At 70.7% G+C, this 18,877-nt stretch carries 18 protein-coding genes; 15 read left to right on the top strand and 3 right to left on the bottom strand.

The window, feature by feature from the left end:
• The first annotated feature begins 51 nt into the window (after positions 1-51).
• The 3 genes from IF54_RS0124415 (at position 52) to IF54_RS0124405 (ending at position 2,396) form a co-directional block, all read left to right on the top strand.
• Positions 52-687: an RNA polymerase sigma factor gene (locus tag IF54_RS0124415; protein WP_030322194.1), complete on the top strand. Its 636-nt coding sequence runs from the start codon at positions 52-54 to the stop codon at positions 685-687.
• On the top strand, positions 684-1,772 hold the full coding sequence (locus IF54_RS0124410; protein ID WP_030322192.1) for a CU044_5270 family protein: 1,089 nt from the start codon (positions 684-686) through the stop codon (positions 1,770-1,772). The genes IF54_RS0124415 and IF54_RS0124410 overlap by 4 nt, the downstream gene beginning before the upstream one ends.
• Before the next feature lie 126 nt (positions 1,773-1,898).
• Complete coding sequence (locus IF54_RS0124405; protein ID WP_030322190.1) at positions 1,899-2,396, top strand: lipase chaperone; 498 nt, start codon at positions 1,899-1,901, stop codon at positions 2,394-2,396.
• 75 nt (positions 2,397-2,471) lie between these two features.
• On the opposite strand, the gene IF54_RS0124400 is transcribed toward IF54_RS0124405, so the two are convergent.
• Complete coding sequence (locus IF54_RS0124400; protein ID WP_030322188.1) at positions 2,472-2,918, bottom strand: peptidase inhibitor family I36 protein; 447 nt, start codon at positions 2,916-2,918, stop codon at positions 2,472-2,474.
• 140 nt (positions 2,919-3,058) lie between these two features.
• On the opposite strand from IF54_RS0124400, the gene IF54_RS0124395 reads away from it, so the two are divergent.
• The 4 genes from IF54_RS0124395 (at position 3,059) to IF54_RS0124380 (ending at position 7,690) form a co-directional block, all read left to right on the top strand.
• The gene (locus IF54_RS0124395; protein ID WP_030322186.1) at positions 3,059-4,054 is read left to right on the top strand and encodes an ArsR/SmtB family transcription factor; all 996 of its coding nucleotides are present in this window, start codon (positions 3,059-3,061) and stop codon (positions 4,052-4,054) included.
• A gap of 332 nt (positions 4,055-4,386) precedes the next feature.
• Positions 4,387-5,652, top strand: a complete 1,266-nt coding sequence (locus IF54_RS0124390) for a cation:proton antiporter (protein WP_030322185.1) — start codon at positions 4,387-4,389, stop codon at positions 5,650-5,652.
• Positions 5,653-5,888: 236 nt separating this feature from the next.
• Positions 5,889-6,557 (top strand): response regulator, encoded by a 669-nt coding sequence (locus IF54_RS0124385; protein WP_030322184.1) that lies wholly within the window; start codon positions 5,889-5,891, stop codon positions 6,555-6,557.
• Complete coding sequence (locus tag IF54_RS0124380) at positions 6,554-7,690, top strand: sensor histidine kinase (RefSeq protein ID WP_030322183.1); 1,137 nt, start codon at positions 6,554-6,556, stop codon at positions 7,688-7,690. The genes IF54_RS0124385 and IF54_RS0124380 overlap by 4 nt, the downstream gene beginning before the upstream one ends.
• Before the next feature lie 80 nt (positions 7,691-7,770).
• Here the strand turns inward: IF54_RS0124380 and IF54_RS0124375 are convergent, their stop codons facing one another.
• On the bottom strand, positions 7,771-8,415 hold the full coding sequence (locus tag IF54_RS0124375; RefSeq protein WP_078852087.1) for a hypothetical protein: 645 nt from the start codon (positions 8,413-8,415) through the stop codon (positions 7,771-7,773).
• Between the two features lie 303 nt (positions 8,416-8,718).
• Between IF54_RS0124375 and hemL the strand changes: the two genes are divergently transcribed.
• The 8 genes from hemL (at position 8,719) to IF54_RS0124330 (ending at position 17,566) form a co-directional block, all read left to right on the top strand.
• Entirely contained in the window at positions 8,719-10,038 is a 1,320-nt protein-coding gene (hemL, locus tag IF54_RS0124365) for a glutamate-1-semialdehyde 2,1-aminomutase (protein WP_030322181.1), read from the top strand.
• On the top strand, positions 10,035-10,724 hold the full coding sequence (locus IF54_RS0124360) for a histidine phosphatase family protein (protein ID WP_030322180.1): 690 nt from the start codon (positions 10,035-10,037) through the stop codon (positions 10,722-10,724). The genes hemL and IF54_RS0124360 overlap by 4 nt, the downstream gene beginning before the upstream one ends.
• Before the next feature lie 164 nt (positions 10,725-10,888).
• On the top strand, positions 10,889-12,187 hold the full coding sequence (locus IF54_RS0124355) for a hypothetical protein (protein ID WP_030322179.1): 1,299 nt from the start codon (positions 10,889-10,891) through the stop codon (positions 12,185-12,187).
• Positions 12,188-12,253: 66 nt separating this feature from the next.
• Entirely contained in the window at positions 12,254-12,862 is a 609-nt protein-coding gene (locus IF54_RS0124350) for a TlpA family protein disulfide reductase (RefSeq protein ID WP_030322178.1), read from the top strand.
• Between the two features lies 1 nt (position 12,863).
• A complete protein-coding gene (locus IF54_RS0124345; protein ID WP_020135986.1) occupies positions 12,864-13,637 on the top strand; it encodes a cytochrome c biogenesis CcdA family protein in 774 nt (257 codons plus the stop codon).
• 3 nt (positions 13,638-13,640) lie between these two features.
• Positions 13,641-15,389, top strand: coding sequence for a cytochrome c biogenesis protein ResB (gene resB / locus IF54_RS0124340; RefSeq protein ID WP_030322177.1), 1,749 nt, complete (start codon positions 13,641-13,643; stop codon positions 15,387-15,389).
• Positions 15,386-16,492 (top strand): c-type cytochrome biogenesis protein CcsB, encoded by a 1,107-nt coding sequence (gene ccsB, locus IF54_RS0124335; RefSeq protein WP_030322176.1) that lies wholly within the window; start codon positions 15,386-15,388, stop codon positions 16,490-16,492. The genes resB and ccsB overlap by 4 nt, the downstream gene beginning before the upstream one ends.
• Before the next feature lie 141 nt (positions 16,493-16,633).
• The gene (locus IF54_RS0124330; protein ID WP_030322174.1) at positions 16,634-17,566 is read left to right on the top strand and encodes a transglutaminase domain-containing protein; all 933 of its coding nucleotides are present in this window, start codon (positions 16,634-16,636) and stop codon (positions 17,564-17,566) included.
• Here the strand turns inward: IF54_RS0124330 and IF54_RS0124325 are convergent.
• A complete protein-coding gene (locus tag IF54_RS0124325; RefSeq protein WP_030322172.1) occupies positions 17,506-18,837 on the bottom strand; it encodes a PucR family transcriptional regulator in 1,332 nt (443 codons plus the stop codon). The two genes, IF54_RS0124330 and IF54_RS0124325, sit on opposite strands and share 61 nt — an antisense overlap.
• Positions 18,838-18,877: the final 40 nt, after the last annotated feature.

The following is an 18,877-nucleotide window of genomic DNA, read 5'->3' as shown; positions in this document are numbered from 1 at the left end:
GTCACGGGAACTCGGCGATCCGGGCGCGCAGTTGAGGACGTGACCACAGATATGCGAACCCGCATCCGGGCCGGGGATCCGGACGCCTTCGCGGAGCTCTACGACCAGTGCGCCCGCTCGGTGTACAACCACGCCTTCCGGCTGACCGCCGACTGGTCCGTGGCCGAGGACGTCATGTCGGCCACCTTCATGGAGGCCTGGCGGCGCCGGACCTCCGTCGACGCCGACGGGGGGTCACTGCGGCCGTGGCTGCTCGGCATCGCCACCAACGTCGCCCGCTCCCACTGCCGCGGCAACCGGCGCTACCGCGCGGCGGCCGGGGCGGCGGCCGCGGCGGGTGTCCCGGAGGTCGCCGATCACGCGGAGGAGACCGCCGGGCGCATGGACGACCGGCGCCGGATCGCCGCCAGCGTGACCGCGCTCGCCGCACTGAGACGCCCCGAACGCGAGGTCCTCGTGCTGTGTCTGTGGGAGGGCCTGGAGTACGCCGACGCGGCCCGCGCCCTCGGCGTCCCCGTCGGGACCGTCCGCTCCCGGCTCTCCCGGGCGCGCGGCCGGCTGCGGAAGCTGGCCGAGGCGGAACTGGCCCGACCGGCGCGAAGGAAACGGGAACTCACCCGGACGAACCGGCAGACACAGGGTGATCGCGACTTCGTGATCCGGTCCGCACAGGAAGGAAACCGATGAACGCCAGCCCCTCCCAGCCGCACCCGGCCGAGTGGACGGAGACCCAGGGTCTGCTGTCCTCCGGGGAGCGGGATCTGCCGGCGGGCCGCCACCAGTTCCACAAGGAGCAGATGATGGCCCGGATCCGCGAGGACCTTCGTACGACCACCGTTGCCCCGGCCGTTCCGGCGCGTGACACCCCGTCGACAGCGGCCGCCCCCGCTCGTTCGAACCCGTTCCTGCGCCGCGCGGTCCTGCTGCCCGCGCTGGCCTGCGCCCTGGCCGGCGCCGTGGTGGGCGGGGTCGCCCTGTCCGGCGGCGGGGAGTCCGGCACCTCCTCGGCCGGCGGGCCCGCGCTGACGACCCGGATCGGCGCCGTCGACGCCCGGGGCGTCGAGCCGCTGCTCGACCACATCGCCCTGGCCGCCGCCGACACCTCCGAAACCACCGTGCGGGCCGACCAGTTCCTCTACATCGCGTCCAAGGTCGCCAGCACCTATCCCAGGACCGTCGGCGACAAGACCACGATCGTGAGCCAGAAGCTGCACTCCCGTCAGGTCTGGCAGTCCCCCGACGGCCGCGACGGCTGGCTGATCGAGCCCGGCAACACGGGCAAGGACGGCATCACCCTGGCCGGACCGAACCCGGCCGGCTCGGCCTACGACCGGCTCGCGAAGCTGCCCACCGATCCCGCGGCGCTGCTGCGGAAGATCTACCAGGAGTCGGACGCCGTCCGGGACCCCGAAGTCCCGCGCGACCAGGCCGCGTTCGTCGCCATCGGAGACATGCTGACCGAGAGCTACCCGCCCGCGAAGCTGACCCCGGCGCTCTTCAGGGCCGCCGCCCGTATCCCCGGGGTCGTCGCGGTGAACGACGCGGTCGACGCGGTCGGCCGCCACGGGGTCGCCGTCGCGCGGCTCGACGAGCAGAACGGGGAGCGCACGGAGTGGATCTTCGACAAGAAGACCTACGCGTTCCTGGGGGAGCGCAGCGTGCAGGTCGAGCCGAGCGACACCTTCAAGAAGGGAACGGTGACCTTCACGGTCGCGATCACCCGGCGGGCGGTCGTGGACGGGATGAGGGAGGTGCCGGGGGACGAGGGCTGACGGCCGCGGCCGGACGCGGGGGTGCCCCTGGGCCGGCGGGTGAACGCGCGTGGGCGTTCACGCGTACCCCGAGGTGACCGTGTGTCCCCGATCGGGCCGCCCGCGCCCGGATACGGAGCAAGCGACGTGCCCCACGCGCAGCCGCCGTCACCCACCGGCCGTACTCCTGTGGTCGCCCGACTGGCCCGAGGCGCTGCCGTCGGTGCCGGGCTCGCCCTGATGCCGCTGACCGTGGCCTGCGGCGGCGGGGCGGACGAAGCGTCCGGCGAGCGCAAGGCGTCGAAGAGCCCCGCGATCTCCGCGGTGCGGGCGGGAGTCGTGGCGCCCGCGAAGGTCGAGGTCATCGCGGGACTCACGGGCTGCGAGGCCAGGATCCGCATCGAGGCGGACGAACTGCGCCAGGGCGTCTGCCACACCGACGACGTCGACTACCTCGTCACCACCTTCCCCGAGGAGCGGTTCAAGGAGGCGTGGCTGGAGTCCGCGTCCGTGTACCGGGCGGACTTCCTCGTGGGCCCCCGCTGGATCGTCAGCGCGAAGATCGACGCGCTGAGGACGTTCCGTGAGCGGACCGGCGGGGAGATCGTCAGCCACTCGGGCACGGGGCCGACCAGCGGTCGTTAGCCGACGGCCCGACTCCGGGACGCACCACGGGTCGGCGGGACCCGGTGCTCCGGGTCCCGCCGACCCGTCATGCGGTCATGAACAGGTGGAGCGCCAGCGGTGGGAGCGGATCTTGGTGTTGAACTCCGAGCCGAAGCCGCCGTTCTGCGCCCAGCAGTAGTGGTCGCCGGTGTAGTTGGCACCGGTGTAGAGGACGACCCAGTTGTACGAGGACGACGTGCCGCGGTTGTAGATCGACCGGACGACCTGGTTGTCGGCCCACGAACACTGGATGTCGCCGCTGTACCAGTCCGGGTCGGCGTTGCTCCACGAACACCGGCTGCCCGTGCCGTTGTTGCCGCTGTAGACGCACACGTTGCCGCTGTTGCACTCCCACGCCTGCGCCGTGGCGCTCGCGGAACTCGGTGCGACCAGACCCAGGGCGGCCGTGGCGAGGGTGAGCGCCCCGGCGACGAGACCCAGACGGCCCCGACGGGGGGTGCGGCGAGACGTGCGGTCGTGCTCCTGCTCGGACGAGAACATGTCGTACCTTCCTGGTGGACTGCGCCAACGGGCCTACGGCTGGCGGGAATTCATGCTTCCCGGCCCGGCATGCAGCTGTCATGCTCATGCGAGCCCAGTGACACTTCGCAGGTCCGCACCACTGCTCCACGGGGAAACGGATGCTCCGCTTTCACTTCACGTCCGAGGACCTCACCAGAGTCAGAGTGGCGACCGAACCGCACGCCCTCTGGGAGATCGCGGTCAGTCTGCACCGGCTCCAGACCCGCGACGGCCGCTGGGCCTACGCCCCCTGGTTCCGCACCGCATGCGACGCGCTGCGGCTGGCCGGGCTCGAACGGACCGTGAAGACCTTCCTGTTACCGCTCTTCCCCCGCGCCAGCTACTTCCCCGACTTCCTGACACCACCGGAAGGCGCCCAGGGACTGGAGGCCGGCCTGGAGGCGGTTCTGGCGACGCCGTGCGAGCGGGTCGCGCGCGAGGTGGACGCGCTCGGCCGGGCCGTCGGAGCGCCGGCCTGGACCCGCCGACTCACCGAGCCCGACCTGCGCGAACAGCTCGTGGACGCCCTGCGCGCCTACCACCGGGCCGTGATCGCCCCGCACGAGGAGTCCATCCAGGAACGGCTGCACGCCGAACGGGCCCGGCACGCCCACACCCTGTTCCACGCGGGGACCGAGGGCCTGCTGGCCGGACTGGGCCCCACGATCCGCTGGCGGCCACCGGTCCTGGAGATCGATCCGTACCCGGACCACCGCGACGTCCACCTCGACGGGCGGGGGCTGCTCCTGATCCCCTCCTACTTCTGCTGGCAGGCGCCCGTCGCGCTGGCCGACCCCGGGCTCCCGTCCGTCCTCCTCTACCCCCTCCATCACCGGCCCACGACGACCCCGCACACGGACTCACCAGCGCTGAACGCGCTGCTCGGACCCACCCGTGCGGCCATCCTGAGAGCCGGCGCGACCGGCGCCACCACCACCGAAGCCGCCCGCCGGGCCGGCGTGACCCCCACCACGGCCAGCCATCACACCGCGGTCCTGCGCGACGCCGGCCTGATCACCAGCCACCGCCACGCCAACACGGTCCTGCACGCCCTGACCCCGCTCGGAGCGGCCCTGCTGGAGAACGACCGAAAGCCGGCCGGACCGAACGAGTAGTTCCCGGCATCAGCGCACCACCTCCGGCCGACCGGCGGGGCACCTCCCGACGCCCGGCAGATGGTCGACCGGCCACCGTCTCGGCAGGGTTGGTCCGGTGACCGGGATCGACAGCGCCGAGAAGCCGGCGCCGACGCGCTCGCCGCGGGCGGCTCGGCGTCCCCGTCACCCCCTCGCCGGCCACCCGCCCGCCGTCATCCGGCAACTGGAACGGTGCTGTTCGCCGGGCCTCGGCCGTTGTACCGTCTGCCTGCGCTCATGCCGGTCGACGCCCTGGTGGAGGTCCCGGCGGGGTGACCGCCGGACCGTTCCGAGTTCTGAAGCGGATGCACATGATCTTTGTCCTGATTGTGATCACCACGGTCGTGGCCGGGTGGTCGCTGGTCGCCGGTCGGCTGGAGCAACGACATGTGCGAGCCCCCCTGGTGCTGGTGCTCGCGGGCGTGGTCACAGGGGTGTTCACCCACAGCCATATCGCCGCCACCCTGAACTCCCAGGTCGCCCAGCACGTGGCCGAGGTCATCCTGGCCGTCCTGCTGTTCGTCGACGCCACCGAACTGCCGGGCGGCCGACTGTTCGGCAACGACCCCGGCTCCGCCGCTCGGGCCCTGCTGGTGGCCCTGCCCCTGAGCCTGATCACGCTGGTGCTCCTGGGAATGCTGCTGCTGCCCGGGCTGCCGGTCGCGCTGCTGCTGCTCATCGCGTGCATCGTCGTCCCGACCGACTTCGCCCCGGCCGAGACGCTGGTGCGCGACCCGCGTATCCCGGCGAGAGTGCGCGGCGTGCTCAACGTGGAGGGCGGCTACAACGACGGCATCGTCTCGCCCCTGTTCCTGTTCGCCCTGATCCTCGTCGGCACCGACTCCGTCACCCGCACGCCCCTGGAGGCCCTCGGCACGGCCGTGCCGTTCGCGCTGAAGGCCCTCGTGGTCGGCTTCGCACTGGGGGCCGTGGTGGCGTGGCTGATCAACAAGGCCGAGCGCGCGGAGTGGATGACGGAGCAGTCCCGGCGGATCGCCGTGCTGGTCACACCGCTGCTCGCCTACACCGTGACCACGGCGCTGGAGGGCAACGGCTTCGTGGCCTCGTTCGTGTGCGGGATTGCCTTCCGCTACGTCAGGCAGGCACCGGTCCGCCGTGGGGGCGCGCCGGCTCCCCACGCCTCGGACTTCCAGCTCATCGAGGACACCAACGCGATGGCGACGATGTGCATGTGGTTCTTCTTCGGCAACGCCGTGGTGCTCGCCATGGAGGAGGGCCTCCACTGGCCCACCGTCGTGCTCTGCGTCGCCGCGCTCACCGTCGTACGCGTCCTTCCCGTCCTGCTCGCCTTCCTCGGCTCGACGTTCACCTGGCGGGAACGGCTCATGGTGGGTGCGCTCGGACCACGCGGCACCACCTCCATCGTGTTCGGCCTGCTCGCCTTCAACGCGCTGCCGGACGGGCGGTACGCCGACACCGCCCTGTACGCCATGACCCTGACGGTGCTCGGCAGCGTGCTGCTCCACGGCGGAGGCTCGGTGCTCATCGCCCGGTCCCTGACCGGATCTTCGCGAACCGGCAAGCCGGACTCACCGGTCGTCACCGTACGGAGCTGACCGTCGCCCGACGGCCACCACCCCGGGGTCGTCTCCAGCCACTCGGCGGGGGCCCCGACAGACCGGTGGGGCCTCACCGGATGTGCGTCGGAACACTCCCCCCGAACGGTGGGAAGCGGCCTGCCGGGTGGCGGGTGTCCGCAGTGGCCGTGCCGCCGCCCGTCGCGCCGGACGTAGTGTCGACGACAGCGGTGGACAGAACAGACGAGTGTGAGGCGACGCCGGTGATCCGGGTGGTGGTGGTGGACGACGAGGCGCTGGTGCGGTCCGGGTTCGAGCTCATCCTGAACTCCTCCGACGGCATCCAGGTCGTGGCGACCGCGGCGGGAGCGCAGGCCGCGGACGTGATCCGGCGCGAGCACCCGGACGTCGTGCTCCTCGACATCCGTATGCCGGACGTGGACGGTCTGACCGTCCTGAGGCAGCTCCAGGAGCTGCCGGAGCCGCCCATCGTGGCCATGCTGACCACCTTCGACACCGACGAGTACATCGTGACCGCGCTGCGCTCGGGAGCCGCGGGCTTCCTGCTCAAGGACACCGAGCCCGAACAGCTCGCCCACCTCGTACGCACCCTGGCCGCGGGTGGGGTGGTGATGTCCCCGAAGGCCTCGCGGGCCCTGCTGCGCGGTCACCCGGGTCCGGGCGGGTCCCAGGACGTGGACGTGGCGCGCGTGCAGCTGCTCAGCGACCGGGAACGTGACGTCCTGGTCCTGGTCGCGGAAGGACTGTCCAACGCCGACATCGGTGCCCGCATCCATCTGAGCGCGGGCACCGTCAAGGACCACGTCAGTTCGATCCTGACCAAGCTCCGGGTCGCCGGCCGCGTCCAGGCCGCGCTCCTCGCGGAGCGGGCCGGACTGCTCAGTGACGACGGCTCCGACGCGGCACGGGGCCACAGGCGATGAGCCCGCGCCGGGGCCCGTGGCGTCGGGTGCCGCCCTGGGCCGTGGACGCGGGCCTCGTCGTGCTCGCCGCGCTCGACGCCTGGATCAACCTCTACGACGAGGCGACACCGGTCATGTGGGCCTGCGCCGGCCTCGGCTGCGCCGGACTGCTGCTGCGCAGGCGCTTTCCCCTGACCGTCTTCCTGCTGACCCTGCCCATGACCCTGTTCATGGACGTGGCGGTCGCGCCGATCGCCGCCCTGTACACCGTGGCCAGGCACACCCGCAACCGTCCGCTGCTGGCCGGATGCGCCCTGCTGAACGCGGCGGTGGGCACCCTCGCCTGGCCCCTGTCCGACACGTTCTCCGGCGACACGACGTCCGGCGACCGGACCTGGACGCTCATCCAGTTCGTCTACACGCTGGCCACGGCCTTCGCGCCGATCCTGTTCGGCCAGCTCGTGCAGGCCAGGCACGACGTGGCCCGTCAGCTCGTCGAGGTCGAAGTGGCCCGCGAACACGAACGCGCCCTGTACGCCCAGACCGTCCTCGCCCGCGAACGCGCCCAACTCGCCCGCGAGATGCACGACGTCGTCTCCCACCAGGTCAGCCTGATCGCCGTACAGGCCGGAGCCCTTCAGGTCGCCGCCAAGGACCCCGACGCCCGCGCCGCCGCCCGCACCATCCGCACCCTGAGCGTGGACACCCTCGACGAACTCCGCCACATGGTCACCCTGCTGCGTGCCACCGGTGGCAAGGAGACCGAACTCACTCCCCAGCCCACCCTCGCCGACCTCCAGCAGCTGGTCGCCAACAGCGGCATCGAGACCACCCTGACCGGCGGCCTCCCGCCCGGCATCAGCACCACCGCGCAGCGCACCGTCTACCGCACGGTCCAGGAAGCCCTCACGAACGTCCGCAAGCACGCCCCCGGCGCCCGCGCCGACGTACGCCTGTGGCACGACACGCGGCACTTCGGCGTCACCGTCACCAACACCGCCCCCACTCGCCCCTCCGTGGCCCTGCCCAGCGCCCGGCACGGCCTGATCGGCCTGAGAGAACGCGCCGAACTGCTGGACGGCACCCTCACCGCAGCACCCACTCCCCAGGGCGGATACGAGGTCGAACTACGGGCCCCCGCGCGACCCGCCTGAGCATCACCCGCCAGGCGGCCCCTTCGGGAACTGAAAAGGGCGAGGCCCGAAGACCCCGCCCGATCCGTGGGAAACCCCGGTCACGGCCACACAAGGCAGTACGGCTGATGCCCCGCCTCATGCAACCGATGGCTGAAGTCCTGCCACTCGTGCAGCAGTTGGTACACATTGAACGCGTCCCGCGGGCCGCCCCGGTCCGGGACCGTCGACCAGATGAAGGCCGCCGCGCCGACCGCCTCCTCGCCTATGCCGCGCAGCGGGTCCACCACCGTCATGGGCAGCTTGACCACCGCGTAGTCGGGGTGCAGGACGACCAGTTCGAGCGGGGGGACCTTGTGGAGGGGGACGCCTTCTATGCCGGTGAGGACCATCGCCGCCATGGTCTCCGGCTTGATCTTGGTGAACATGCCGTTCATGCCGAGCTCGTCGCCGCCGAGTTCCTCGGGGCGCATCGAGATCGGCACGCGGGCCGCGGTCGCGCCGTCGGGCGCGCCGAAGTACTTGTACGTCACCCCCACCCGACCACCATTCCTGCTTCCCGCCCTCAACGGATCGATACGACGTTCGATACGTCGTTCGTCGCGATCCGACTCACCCGGCGCCACGGCACCATGACCCTGGCGTGCCTCGCCGGCTTCCTCCGCCTCGCGCCGGTGCTTCCCCCGCCGGGCACGTCGAGGACCCAGGTCGTCAGTCCCCTCGCCCAGTCCGCCACCGCGATGCATATCTCCACCCGACTGCTTTTCTAGGACGCGCAGGCCCCGCCGCGCAACCCGATCATCGTGTCAGTGACCTCCCCCACGGCCGCCCGCCGAAACGTGCGCTGAAACACCTGTCCGCAGGATCTTCGCAGCCCTTGGACGAACGGCTCGCCGCCATCGTCCCCGTGAGCTGTGTGTATCTGCATCCAGTTTCGCAGATCGCCGGACGCCGGAGGGCTTCGAGGGCTGGCCTACTCTGAGGTGGTCACCGGCAACGGAGTCCGAGAAAGCCGAACGAACCGGAGAAGGTCGGAGTAGTCGCAAGTTATGAGTGAACTGCCCTATTCGTACGATGCGCCTGTCTCGCAGGCCCTGTTCGACCGCGCGTCGGCCGTCACGCCCGGCGGCGTGAACTCCCCGGTCCGCGCCTTCCGTGCCGTGGGCGGCACCCCCCGCTTCATGGTGTCCGGCACCGGTCCGTACCTGACGGACGCCGACGGGCGGGAGTACGTCGACCTCGTCTGCTCCTGGGGCCCGATGATCCTCGGGCACTCGCACCCCGAGGTGATCGCCGCCGTCCAGGAGGCGGTGTCGAAGGGCACCTCCTTCGGCACCCCCGGTGAGGGCGAGGTCGCGCTCGCCGAGGAGATCGTGGCCCGGGTCGAGCCCGTCGACCAGGTGCGGCTCGTCTCCAGCGGGACCGAGGCCACCATGTCCGCGATCCGGCTCGCCCGCGGCTTCACCCGGCGCACCAAGGTCATCAAGTTCGCCGGCTGCTACCACGGTCACGTCGACTCGCTCCTCGCCGCGGCGGGCAGCGGGGTCGCCACCTTCGCGCTGCCCGACACCCCCGGCGTCACCGGTGCCCAGGCCGGCGACACGATCGTGCTGCCGTACAACGACCTGGAGGCCGTCCACGAGGCCTTCCACCGGCACCCCGGCGAGATCGCCTGTGTGATCACCGAGGCCTCGCCCGGCAACATGGGCGTCGTGCCGCCGCTGCCCGGGTTCAACCAGGGGCTCAAGGACGCCTGCGCGCAGAACGGCGCCCTCTACATCTCCGACGAGGTCATGACCGGGTTCCGTACCAGCCGCAGCGGCTGGTACGGCATCGACAGCGTCCGGCCCGACCTCATGACCTTCGGGAAGGTCATGGGCGGTGGCTTCCCGGCCGCCGCCTTCGGTGGCCGGGCCGACGTCATGGCGCACCTCGCCCCCGCCGGGCCCGTGTACCAGGCCGGCACCCTCTCCGGTAACCCCGTCGCCACCGCCGCCGGCCTCGCCCAGCTGCGGCTCCTCGACGACTCGGCCTACGACAAGGTCGACGCCGTGTCCCGGCAGATCCAGTCCCTGGTCTCCGAGGCGCTCGGCAAGGAGGGCGTCGCGCACACCGTGCAGAACGCCTCCAACATGTTCTCCGTGTTCTTCACGGACCGCGCGGTGCGCAACTACGAGGACGCCAAGGCGCAGGAGTCCTTCCGGTTCACCGCGTTCTTCCACTCCCTTCTGGAGAACGGCGTCTACCTGCCGCCGTCCTCCTTCGAGTCGTGGTTCGTGTCCACGGCCCACGACGAGCAGGCGGTTCAGCGGATCGCCGACGCCCTTCCGGCGGCGGCCCGAGCGGCGGCGGAGGCCACGGCGGCATGAGCAGCGACCACACCAGCGAGATCACCGTCGTCCACCTCATGCGGCACGGCGAGGTCGCCAACCCCGACGGGGTCCTCTACGGCCGTCTCGCGGGCTATCACCTCTCCGAGCTCGGCCGGCAGATGGCCGACCGGGTCGCCGAGCACCTCGCCCCGCGGGACATCACCTACGTCTGCGCTTCCCCGCTGGAGCGGGCGCAGGAGACCGCCACGCCGATCGCCAAGGCGCACGGGCTCGACCTCGCCACCGACGAGCGGCTCATCGAGGCCGAGAACGTCTTCCAGGGCAAGACCTTCGGGGTCGGGGACGGCGCGCTGAAGAACCCGGAGAACTGGAAGCACCTCGTCAACCCCTTCAAGCCGTCGTGGGGGGAGCCGTACGTCGACCAGGTCGTCCGGATGAAGGGGGCGCTGGACGCCGCGCGGGACCAGGCGCGGGGGCACGAGGCCGTGCTCGTGAGTCACCAGCTGCCGATCTGGATCGTGCGGTCGTGGGTCGAGAAGCGGCGGCTGTGGCACGATCCGCGGAAGCGGCAGTGCACGCTGGCTTCTTTGACGTCCTTCACGTATCAGGGCGACCGGATCGTGTCCGTGGGGTACAGCGAGCCCGCGATCGATCTTGTGCCGGTTCATCTTCGGGCCGGTGCCAAGCCTGTGAAGGGTAAGTCCAAGGCCTTCGGGGCGTAGTGGTTCGTGGGGGGCTGCTGCGTCGTCGTGGCTGGTCGCGCAGTTCCCCGCGCCCCTATGGGGCGCGTCCTTGTTACCGAATCCGCAAATAGTGGCGGAACCCGCCCCCCTCCCCGTCACCTCTGACTGGGTGACCACCCAAGAACGTGATGAATCGGGGAAGCATGCCCACTCTCAGTCGAAGGGGAGCACTCGGACTCGGGGCGGGGGCCGCGGCCGCCGCCGGACTGTCGGGGTGCGGGACCCTCACCGGGTCGGACGGGGCGGGCGGGGTGTCCCACCCTTCCAAGGGCTCGGATCCCAAGCCCTCGCCGAAGCCCACGGCGCGTCCCATCGGTGACGGCTCCACCTCCTTCACCGGCAAGCAGCCCCACCAGCCCGGCAAGCCCGTGCCGTTGGAGCCGGGGCAGGCCCCGCCGCAGTTCGTGATCTTCTCCTGGGACGGGGCCGGCGAGGTCGGCAACGGGCTCTTCCCGCGCTTCCTCGACCTGGCACGGAAGCACGACGCCCACATGACCTTCTTCCTCTCCGGGCTGTATCTGCTGCCCGAGTCGAAGAAGCGGCTCTACGACCCCCCGAACAACCCCCGCGGCGCCTCCGACATCGGCTACCTCACCGACGAGCACGTCAAGGCGACCCTGGCCAACGTCCGGCGCGCCTGGCTCGAGGGGCACGAGATAGGCACCCACTTCAACGGCCATTTCTGCGGCGGCTACGGCACCGTCGCGCACTGGACGCCGGCGCAGTGGCGCTCGGAGATCCAGCAGGCGAAAGCTTTCGTCAAGGAGTGGCGCACCAACACCGGCTGGACCGACCTGCCGTCCCTGCCCTTCGACTACGACAAGGAACTCGTCGGCGGGCGCACGCCCTGTCTGCTCGGCCAGGACAACCTGCTGCCCACCGCCCGCGAGCTCGGCTGGCGCTACGACGCCTCCTCGCCCGGCGGCCGTCAGGTCTGGCCCGTGAAGACGAACGGCATATGGGACCTGCCCCTCCAGGCGATACCTTTCCCCGGCCGCAGCTTCGAGGTCCTGTCCATGGACTACAACATGCTCGCCAACCAGTCGATCAACTCGACCAAGGCGCCCGCCTACAACTACCCGGCCTGGCGCAAGCAGTCCGCCGGCGCCTACATAGCCGGCTTCCAGCGCGCCTACGAGACCAACCGCGCCCCCTTCTTCGTCGGCAACCACTTCGAGCACTGGAACGGCGGCATCTACATGGACGCCGTGGAGCAGGCCTTCACGCACATCGCGCGGGAGAAGGAGAAGGGCGCGGACATCCGCATGGTCTCCTTCCGGCAGTTCGTCGACTGGATGGACGTACAGAAGCCGGAGGTGCTCGAGAAGCTGCGCACGCTCGACGTCGGGCAGCGGCCGGCCGGTGGCTGGAACAGCTTCCTCAAGAGCCCCTCCACGCCCCCCTCCACGCCCACCTCCACAGGCTCCTCGAACGCTGCCTGAAATGCGGGTTTCCGCCCGCAAGGGGGGCGCGCAAGATCCCCAGAACGGGCATGCGAAACTTTTCACATGAGTGCCGCCAGCCGTAGCCGCTCCCGAGTCCGTGCCAGCCTGTTCAGCGCAGGTGCCGCAGCCGCAGCGCTGATCCTTTCCGCGTGCAGCTCGGGCGGCACCTCGGGCGGAGGCGGCGACACCAACTTCATCATGGGCGCGGACGGCATCTCCACGGCCAAGCAGGGCGACCGGGGCACCGCCCCCGACCTCTCCGGCAAGACCGTCGACGGGGGACAGGTCGACGTCGCCGACTACAAGGGCAAGGTCGTCGTCCTGAACATCTGGGGCTCCTGGTGCGCCCCCTGCCGGGCCGAGGCGCCCAACCTGGAGACGGTCTACAAGGACCTGAAGTCCAAGAACGTCCAGTTCGTCGGCATCAACACCCGCGACACCAGCATCCAGAACGCCCGCGCCTTCGAGAAGGACATGGGCATCACCTTCCCCAGCCTCTACGACCCCACCGGCAAGCTGATGCTCCGCTTCCAGAAGGGCACCCTCAACCCGCAGGCCGTGCCCTCCACGCTCGTCATCGACCGGGAAGGGAAGATCGCCTCCCGCTCGCTGGCCGCGCTCAGCGAGAGCAAGCTGCGCAAGATGATCGCCCCGGTCCTCGCGGAGAAGTGACGTGAGCGCAGTCGTCACGCTCGCCGCCGACACCGGCTACAACGGCACCGTCCTCAACGGCGCCCTGCTGCTCGCGCTGCCCATCGCGGTCCTCGGCGGTCTGGTCTCCTTCTTCTCCCCGTGCGTCCTGCCGCTGGTCCCCGGATACCTGTCGTACGTCACCGGCGTCACCGGCACCGATCTGGCCGAGGCCCGACGCGGCCGGATGGTCGCCGGTGCCTCGCTGTTCGTGCTCGGCTTCACCGTGGTGTTCGTCTCCAGCGGGGCGCTGTTCGGCTACTTCGGGCAGACGCTCCAGGAGAACCAGGGCGTGCTGTCCAAGGTGCTGGGCGTGCTCATGATCCTCATGGGTGTCTTCTTCATGGGCCTGATGCCCTGGATGACCCAGCGGGAGTTCCGCTTCCACAACCGGCCCGCCATGGGCCTGGTCGGCGCCCCGCTGCTGGGTGCGCTGTTCGGCATCGGCTGGACCCCCTGCATCGGTCCGACCCTCGCCTCGGTGATCGCCCTGTCCTCCCAGCAGGGCAGCGCGGGCCGCGGTGCCATACTGACCGTCGCCTACTGCCTCGGCCTCGGCCTGCCGTTCGTGCTCGCCGCGGTCGCCTTCCGCAAGGCGCTCGGCGCCTTCGGCTGGGTCAAGCGCCACTACGTCTGGGTCATGCGCATCGGCGGCACCATGATGATCGTGACCGGGCTCCTGCTGCTGACCGGCGTGTGGGACCGCCTCGTGCAGGACGTCCAGTCCTGGTCCGCCGGCTTCTCTGTGGGGATCTGATCCATGAGCAAGACCACGCCCACCGCGCCCGACGCCTCCGGCCCCTCCGACGCCCCGGAGGCATCCGCCGGCGAGCAGGACCTCGGGGCCGCCGGCTCCCAGCTGTCCACCGCGCCGGTCGAGGGCCCGCCGAACCTGCCCTCCCTGGGCGTCATCGGCTGGGCCCGCTGGTTCTGGCGCCAGCTGACCTCCATGCGGGTCGCGCTGCTGCTGCTCCTGCTGGTGGCGCTCGGTGCGATCCCGGGCTCCCTCATCCCGCAGTCCGGCACCGACGCGACCAAGGTCGCCGACTTCGTCAAGAACAACCCCACCCTCGGGGACGTCTACGGCAAGCTCGGCCTCTTCCACGTCTACAGCTCGGTGTGGTTCTCCGCGATCTACATCCTGCTGTTCGTCTCCCTCGTCGGCTGCATCATCCCCCGCACCTGGCAGTTCGTCGGGCAGCTGCGCAGCCGGCCGCCGGGCGCGCCCAAGCGGCTGACCCGGCTGCCCGCCTACACCACCTGGCGCACCGAGGCCGAGCCCGAGCAGGTCCGCGAGGCCGCGCTCGCCCTGCTGAAGCAGAAGCGCTTCCGTGCCCACCTCGCCGGGGACAACGTCGCCGGTGAGAAGGGCTATCTGCGCGAGGTCGGCAACCTCGCCTTCCACATCGCGCTCATCGTGCTGCTGATCTCCTTCGCCTGGGGCCAGCTCTTCAAGTCCGAGGGCAACAAGCTGGTCGTGGAGGGCGACGGGTTCTCCAACACCCTCATCTCCTACGACGACTTCAAGTCCGGCAACCTCTTCGACACCGAGGACCTGGTGCCGTTCAGCTTCACCCTGGACAAGTTCACCGGCACCTACGAGACCAACGGGCCCAACAAGGGCACCCCGCGCCTCTACCAGGCCGCCATCACCTACAGCAAGGGCGCCTACGGCAAGGAGCGCAAGACCCTCGTCAAGGTCAACGAGCCGCTGGAGATCGACGACGCGAAGGTCTACCTCACGGCCCACGGCTACGCCCCCCTCATCACAGTCCGGGACGGCAAGGGCAACGTGGTCTTCCACGACGCGGTCGCGATGCTGCCGCTCGACTCCAACGTCACCTCCACCGGTGTGATCAAGGTCCTGGACGGCTACCGGAACGCCAAGGGCGTCGCCGAGCAGCTGGGCATCTCGGCGTTCTTCATCCCGACCTACACTCCGGGCAGCGAGACGGCCTCCACCTTCCCGGCGCTGAACAACCCGGTGCTCAACCTCACGCCCTACCACGGTGACCTCGGGGTCGACTCGGGCATCCCGCAGAGCGTGTACCAGCTCGACAAGTCGCATGTGAAGGACTTCAAGGACGCCAAGGGACAGGAGCTCAGGAAGAACCTGCGCCCCGGCCAGACCATGAAGCTCCCGAACGGCGCCGGGTCGGTCACCTACGAGGGCACCAGGCAGTGGGCGAACTTCCAGGTCGTCCAGCAGCCCGCCAGTGGCTGGGCCCTCACCGGCGCCCTCACCGCGATCTTCGGCCTCGCCGCGTCCCTGTTCATCCAGCGCCGCCGGGTGTGGGTGCGGGCGGTGCGCGGGGACGACGGCGTGACGGTCGTCGAGATGGCCGGCCTCGGCCGCAGCGAGTCCGCCAAGGTGCCGGAGGAGCTGGGCGAACTGGCCGGGATCCTGTACGACCGAGCTCCCGGGGCCCCCGACCCCGAGAACGACCCCCCTCAAGACGACACCACCCCCGAACCCCGAGCAACACCCTCCGAAGGGGCTGAGAAGTGACTCTCGCCGCCGCAACCGAGTTGGCCACCGCCACCAACGAACACCTCGCCAACATCAGCAACACGCTGATCTACTCGTCGATGGCCGTCTACACGCTGGCCTTCTTCGCGTACATCGCCGAATGGCTCTTCGGCAGCCGCAGCAAGGTCGGCCGCACCGCCGCCGCGCTCACCGCCGACGCCAGCACGACCGGGGCCAAGAAGTCGCCGGCGGTCACCGTGAACCAGGGGGGCAGTACCGCCGTACTGGAGCGGCCGCAGGTCGTGGTGCGGTCGGCGTCGGGCTCGCGCGACGTGCCGGACGGGCCGGGGGCGCACGGCGGGGACGAGCAGGGCGACCTCTACGGGCGTATCGCCATCTCCCTGACGGTGCTGGCCTTCCTGGTCGAGCTCGCCGGGGTGGTGGCCCGCGCGGCCTCGGTGGAGCGGGCGCCCTGGGGCAACATGTACGAGTTCAACATCACCTTCTCCACGGTGGCCGTCGCCGTGTACCTCGGGCTGCTGGCGCTGAAGAAGAACGTGCGCTGGCTCGGGCTGTTCCTGGTCACCACGGTCCTCCTCGATCTCGGCCTCGCCGTCACTGTCTTGTACACCGCCAGCGACCAGTTGGTTCCCGCCCTTCACTCGTACTGGCTGTACATCCACGTCTCCACCGCGATCTTCTGCGGCGCGGTCTTCTACGTGGGTGCGGTCGCCACGATCCTGTACCTCTTCAAGGACAGCTACGAGAACAAGATCGCGAACGGCGGCACGCCCGGCCGCTTCGCGAACTCGGTGCTCGACCGGCTGCCCGCCTCCGCGAGCCTCGACAAGTTCGCGTACCGGGTCAACGCGGCCGTCTTCCCGCTGTGGACGTTCACGATCATCGCGGGCGCGATCTGGGCGGGCGACGCGTGGGGCCGCTACTGGGGCTGGGACCCCAAGGAGACCTGGTCCTTCATCACCTGGGTCGCCTACGCCTGCTACCTGCATGCCCGCGCCACCGCCGGCTGGAAGGGCCGCAAGGCCGCCTACCTGGCGATGATCGCCTTCGGCTGCTGGCTGTTCAACTACTACGGCGTCAACATCTTCGTCTCCGGCAAGCACTCCTACGCCGGCGTCTGAACCCTCTTGCGGCGAAGGCCGGTTCCAGGGCCCCGGGGCAACCCCGGGGCCCTGGACATTTCCCGGCGGATTTTGACACGGTGGGGTGCGCCGACCCGTATTCGAACGCGTGGTCGATGACGCCTTCGGGAGGCCGCCGCCGTGTCCCTCTCCTTCTCCGCCACCTCCTTCTACGCCACGCACAGCGTGTTCTCCGACCCCGGGGACATGGCCCCGCTGTACGCCGGGCTGCCCCGCGACCCCGACCGGCTCGCCCGCGTCGTCCGGGACCTCATGATCCACCGGGTCGAGGGCGAGCTCTTCGGGCACACCCACCCGACCGACCGGCTCCACAACGACGCCGAGTCCCGGTACATCGACGACATCCTGCGGATCCTCGCCGAACGCAACGGCGCACCCCTGACCGAACGACGGGAGCCGGGCGACAGGTTCGTCGGGATCTGCCGCGACTTCGCCCTGCTGCACGTCTCACTGCTGCGCCACGCCGGTGTGCCGGCCCGGCTGCGGTCCGGGTTCGCCGACTACTTCGGTACGAGCGGCTTCCACGCCGACCACGTCGTCACCGAGTACTGGGACGAGCAGCGGGGCTGGCTGCTGGCCGACGCGCAGCTGGCCGACCCCGCCGTCACCGCGCACTGGCCCGTGGACTTCGACCCGATGGACGTACCCCGGTCGCGGTTCCTCGTCGCCGGGGAGGCCTGGCGGGCGATCCGGGAGGACGGGGCCGACGAGACCCGGTTCGGGCTGCACGGGCCCGAGGACGGGCCGTTCTTCGGGGAGCGGTTCGTGGCGGGCAACATCCGGCTCGACCTTGCCGCGCTGAACAAGGTGGAGACGTTGCTGTGGGACGTGTGGGGGGCGGATGACGGGGAGCCGGGGAGTGCGCTGCCGCGGGCTGCGCGGGAGCTGTACGACCGGGTTGCCCCTGTGGTGAGCGGGGAGGTGTCGTTCGAGGCGGTGCGGAAGGTATTTGCCGAGGAGGACGGGGTGCGGGTGCCGTCTACGGTGACTTGTTATGCGCCCTTCAACGGGACCAGTTCGGTGACCTTGCGTGAGGCGGCGGTTCGCAGGTAGTTCGTCTGCGGGTTCGTGGGGGCTGGGCGCGCAGTTCCCCGCGCCCCTGAAGGACGTTGAGCGACCCGGTACGCGCATGTTGCTGTCAACAACTCACCCAGCAGGTCGGGATTGTTGATCTCAAGGCCCAGCAACGACTCGATGCGTTCCAGGCGCTGGTACAGGGACTGGCGGCCTATGTGGAGGAGTGCTGCTGTCCGGGTCGGGGAGCAGCCGTTTCTCAGGTGGGTCTCCAGGGTGCGGACCAGGTCGCTCGGGTGGGCCGCCTCCCAGGTCAGCAACGGGCCCAGGGTGTGCTGGACCAGCGCGGTCAGGCGGTCCCGGTTGGCGTCGATCCCGCCCCGGGTCAGCTCCCGCTCCAGGGCCAGGGCCCTGGACGAGGTCACCAACGGGCCGTCGGGGGCGGCCGGTTCCGCCGCGGGGACCGTCAGCGCCAGTTCCAGCGTCGTACGGGCCGTCCGCAGGGTGTCGCTCCAGCGCAGCCAGCCGGCGTCCCCGGCCACCGCGTGGCCCACGGCCACCGTGAGCCCGGGGTCGGCCACCGTGCGGAAGACCTCCTGCACCCCTTTCACCGGGTCACCGGCGCGGGTGCCGGGCAGGGACAGCAGGGCCAGGACGTCCCCGGCGAACGCGGCCCGCATCGCCCCGGCCCCGCCCAGCAGGCGTACCGCGCGGTCGACGGTGCCCACGTCCCGGGTGCCGTGCAGCGACACCCCGATCAGGCGGGCTCCCGGGCCCGGGTGGAAGCCGGCCAGCGCCGCCCGCGCCTCCACCTCCGGCTGGTTCAGCGCCGCCCCGTCGGCGAGGTCGGCCAGCAGGGCCGCCGTATGGTCGTCGCCCCACGGCCGTACGACCGCACGGCCCGACAGCCCGCGGGCCACGATCGCCCGGTTCGCGGCCTCCGTGATCCGGACGAACGGCACCACCCGGTGCAGGGCCACGAGGGGCAGTTCGCGGCGGTGGGCCTCGTCCACGATCTCGGCGGGCATGGCGGGCAGGGACCGGCCGACCTCCACCGCGAGGCCCGCGGCGCCCCGGGCGGCCAGCTCGCGGACGTACCGGCGGCGGGACTCCTCGTCGGGGTCGGTGAGGCCGAAACCGTTGGTGAGCAGCAGTTCGCCGCCGTCCAGGAAGTTGGCGCCCTCGTAGACCTCGCTGGAGTGGACCCAGCGGACGGGACGGTCCAGGCCGGTGTGGCCGGCGAGCAGCTCGGGCTCGGAGGCACGAACGGGATCGAGCGCCAGGATTTCGCGGAGGGTGAGGGCGGGCATGGTGCCTCCCGACAGTTCGTCCGGCTGTGGGCTGCCCGGA

Origin of the sequence: Streptomyces sp. NRRL B-3229 (assembly GCF_000719505.1) — a bacterium.
GTDB classification, from domain to species: Bacteria; Actinomycetota; Actinomycetes; order Streptomycetales; family Streptomycetaceae; genus Streptomyces; species Streptomyces griseorubiginosus.
Note: the sequence above shows the minus strand (reverse complement) of the source record. Positions and strands in the feature narration are given on the sequence as shown.

Bases quoted from the DNA above. Each gene is read 5' to 3' on its own strand.
- IF54_RS0124415 (WP_030322194.1), top strand. From the start codon at position 52: ATGCGAACCCGCATCCGGGCCGGGGATCCGGACGCCTTCGCGGAGCTC.
- IF54_RS0124410 (WP_030322192.1), top strand. From the start codon at position 684: ATGAACGCCAGCCCCTCCCAGCCGCACCCGGCCGAGTGGACGGAGACC.
- IF54_RS0124400 (WP_030322188.1), bottom strand. From the start codon at position 2,918: ATGTTCTCGTCCGAGCAGGAGCACGACCGCACGTCTCGCCGCACCCCC.
- IF54_RS0124395 (WP_030322186.1), top strand. From the start codon at position 3,059: ATGCTCCGCTTTCACTTCACGTCCGAGGACCTCACCAGAGTCAGAGTG.
- IF54_RS0124390 (WP_030322185.1), top strand. From the start codon at position 4,387: ATGATCTTTGTCCTGATTGTGATCACCACGGTCGTGGCCGGGTGGTCG.
- IF54_RS0124380 (WP_030322183.1), top strand. From the start codon at position 6,554: ATGAGCCCGCGCCGGGGCCCGTGGCGTCGGGTGCCGCCCTGGGCCGTG.
- IF54_RS0124375 (WP_078852087.1), bottom strand. From the start codon at position 8,415: ATGCATCGCGGTGGCGGACTGGGCGAGGGGACTGACGACCTGGGTCCT.
- hemL (WP_030322181.1), top strand. From the start codon at position 8,719: ATGAGTGAACTGCCCTATTCGTACGATGCGCCTGTCTCGCAGGCCCTG.
- IF54_RS0124360 (WP_030322180.1), top strand. From the start codon at position 10,035: ATGAGCAGCGACCACACCAGCGAGATCACCGTCGTCCACCTCATGCGG.
- IF54_RS0124355 (WP_030322179.1), top strand. From the start codon at position 10,889: ATGCCCACTCTCAGTCGAAGGGGAGCACTCGGACTCGGGGCGGGGGCC.
- IF54_RS0124350 (WP_030322178.1), top strand. From the start codon at position 12,254: ATGAGTGCCGCCAGCCGTAGCCGCTCCCGAGTCCGTGCCAGCCTGTTC.
- resB (WP_030322177.1), top strand. From the start codon at position 13,641: ATGAGCAAGACCACGCCCACCGCGCCCGACGCCTCCGGCCCCTCCGAC.
- IF54_RS0124325 (WP_030322172.1), bottom strand. From the start codon at position 18,837: ATGCCCGCCCTCACCCTCCGCGAAATCCTGGCGCTCGATCCCGTTCGT.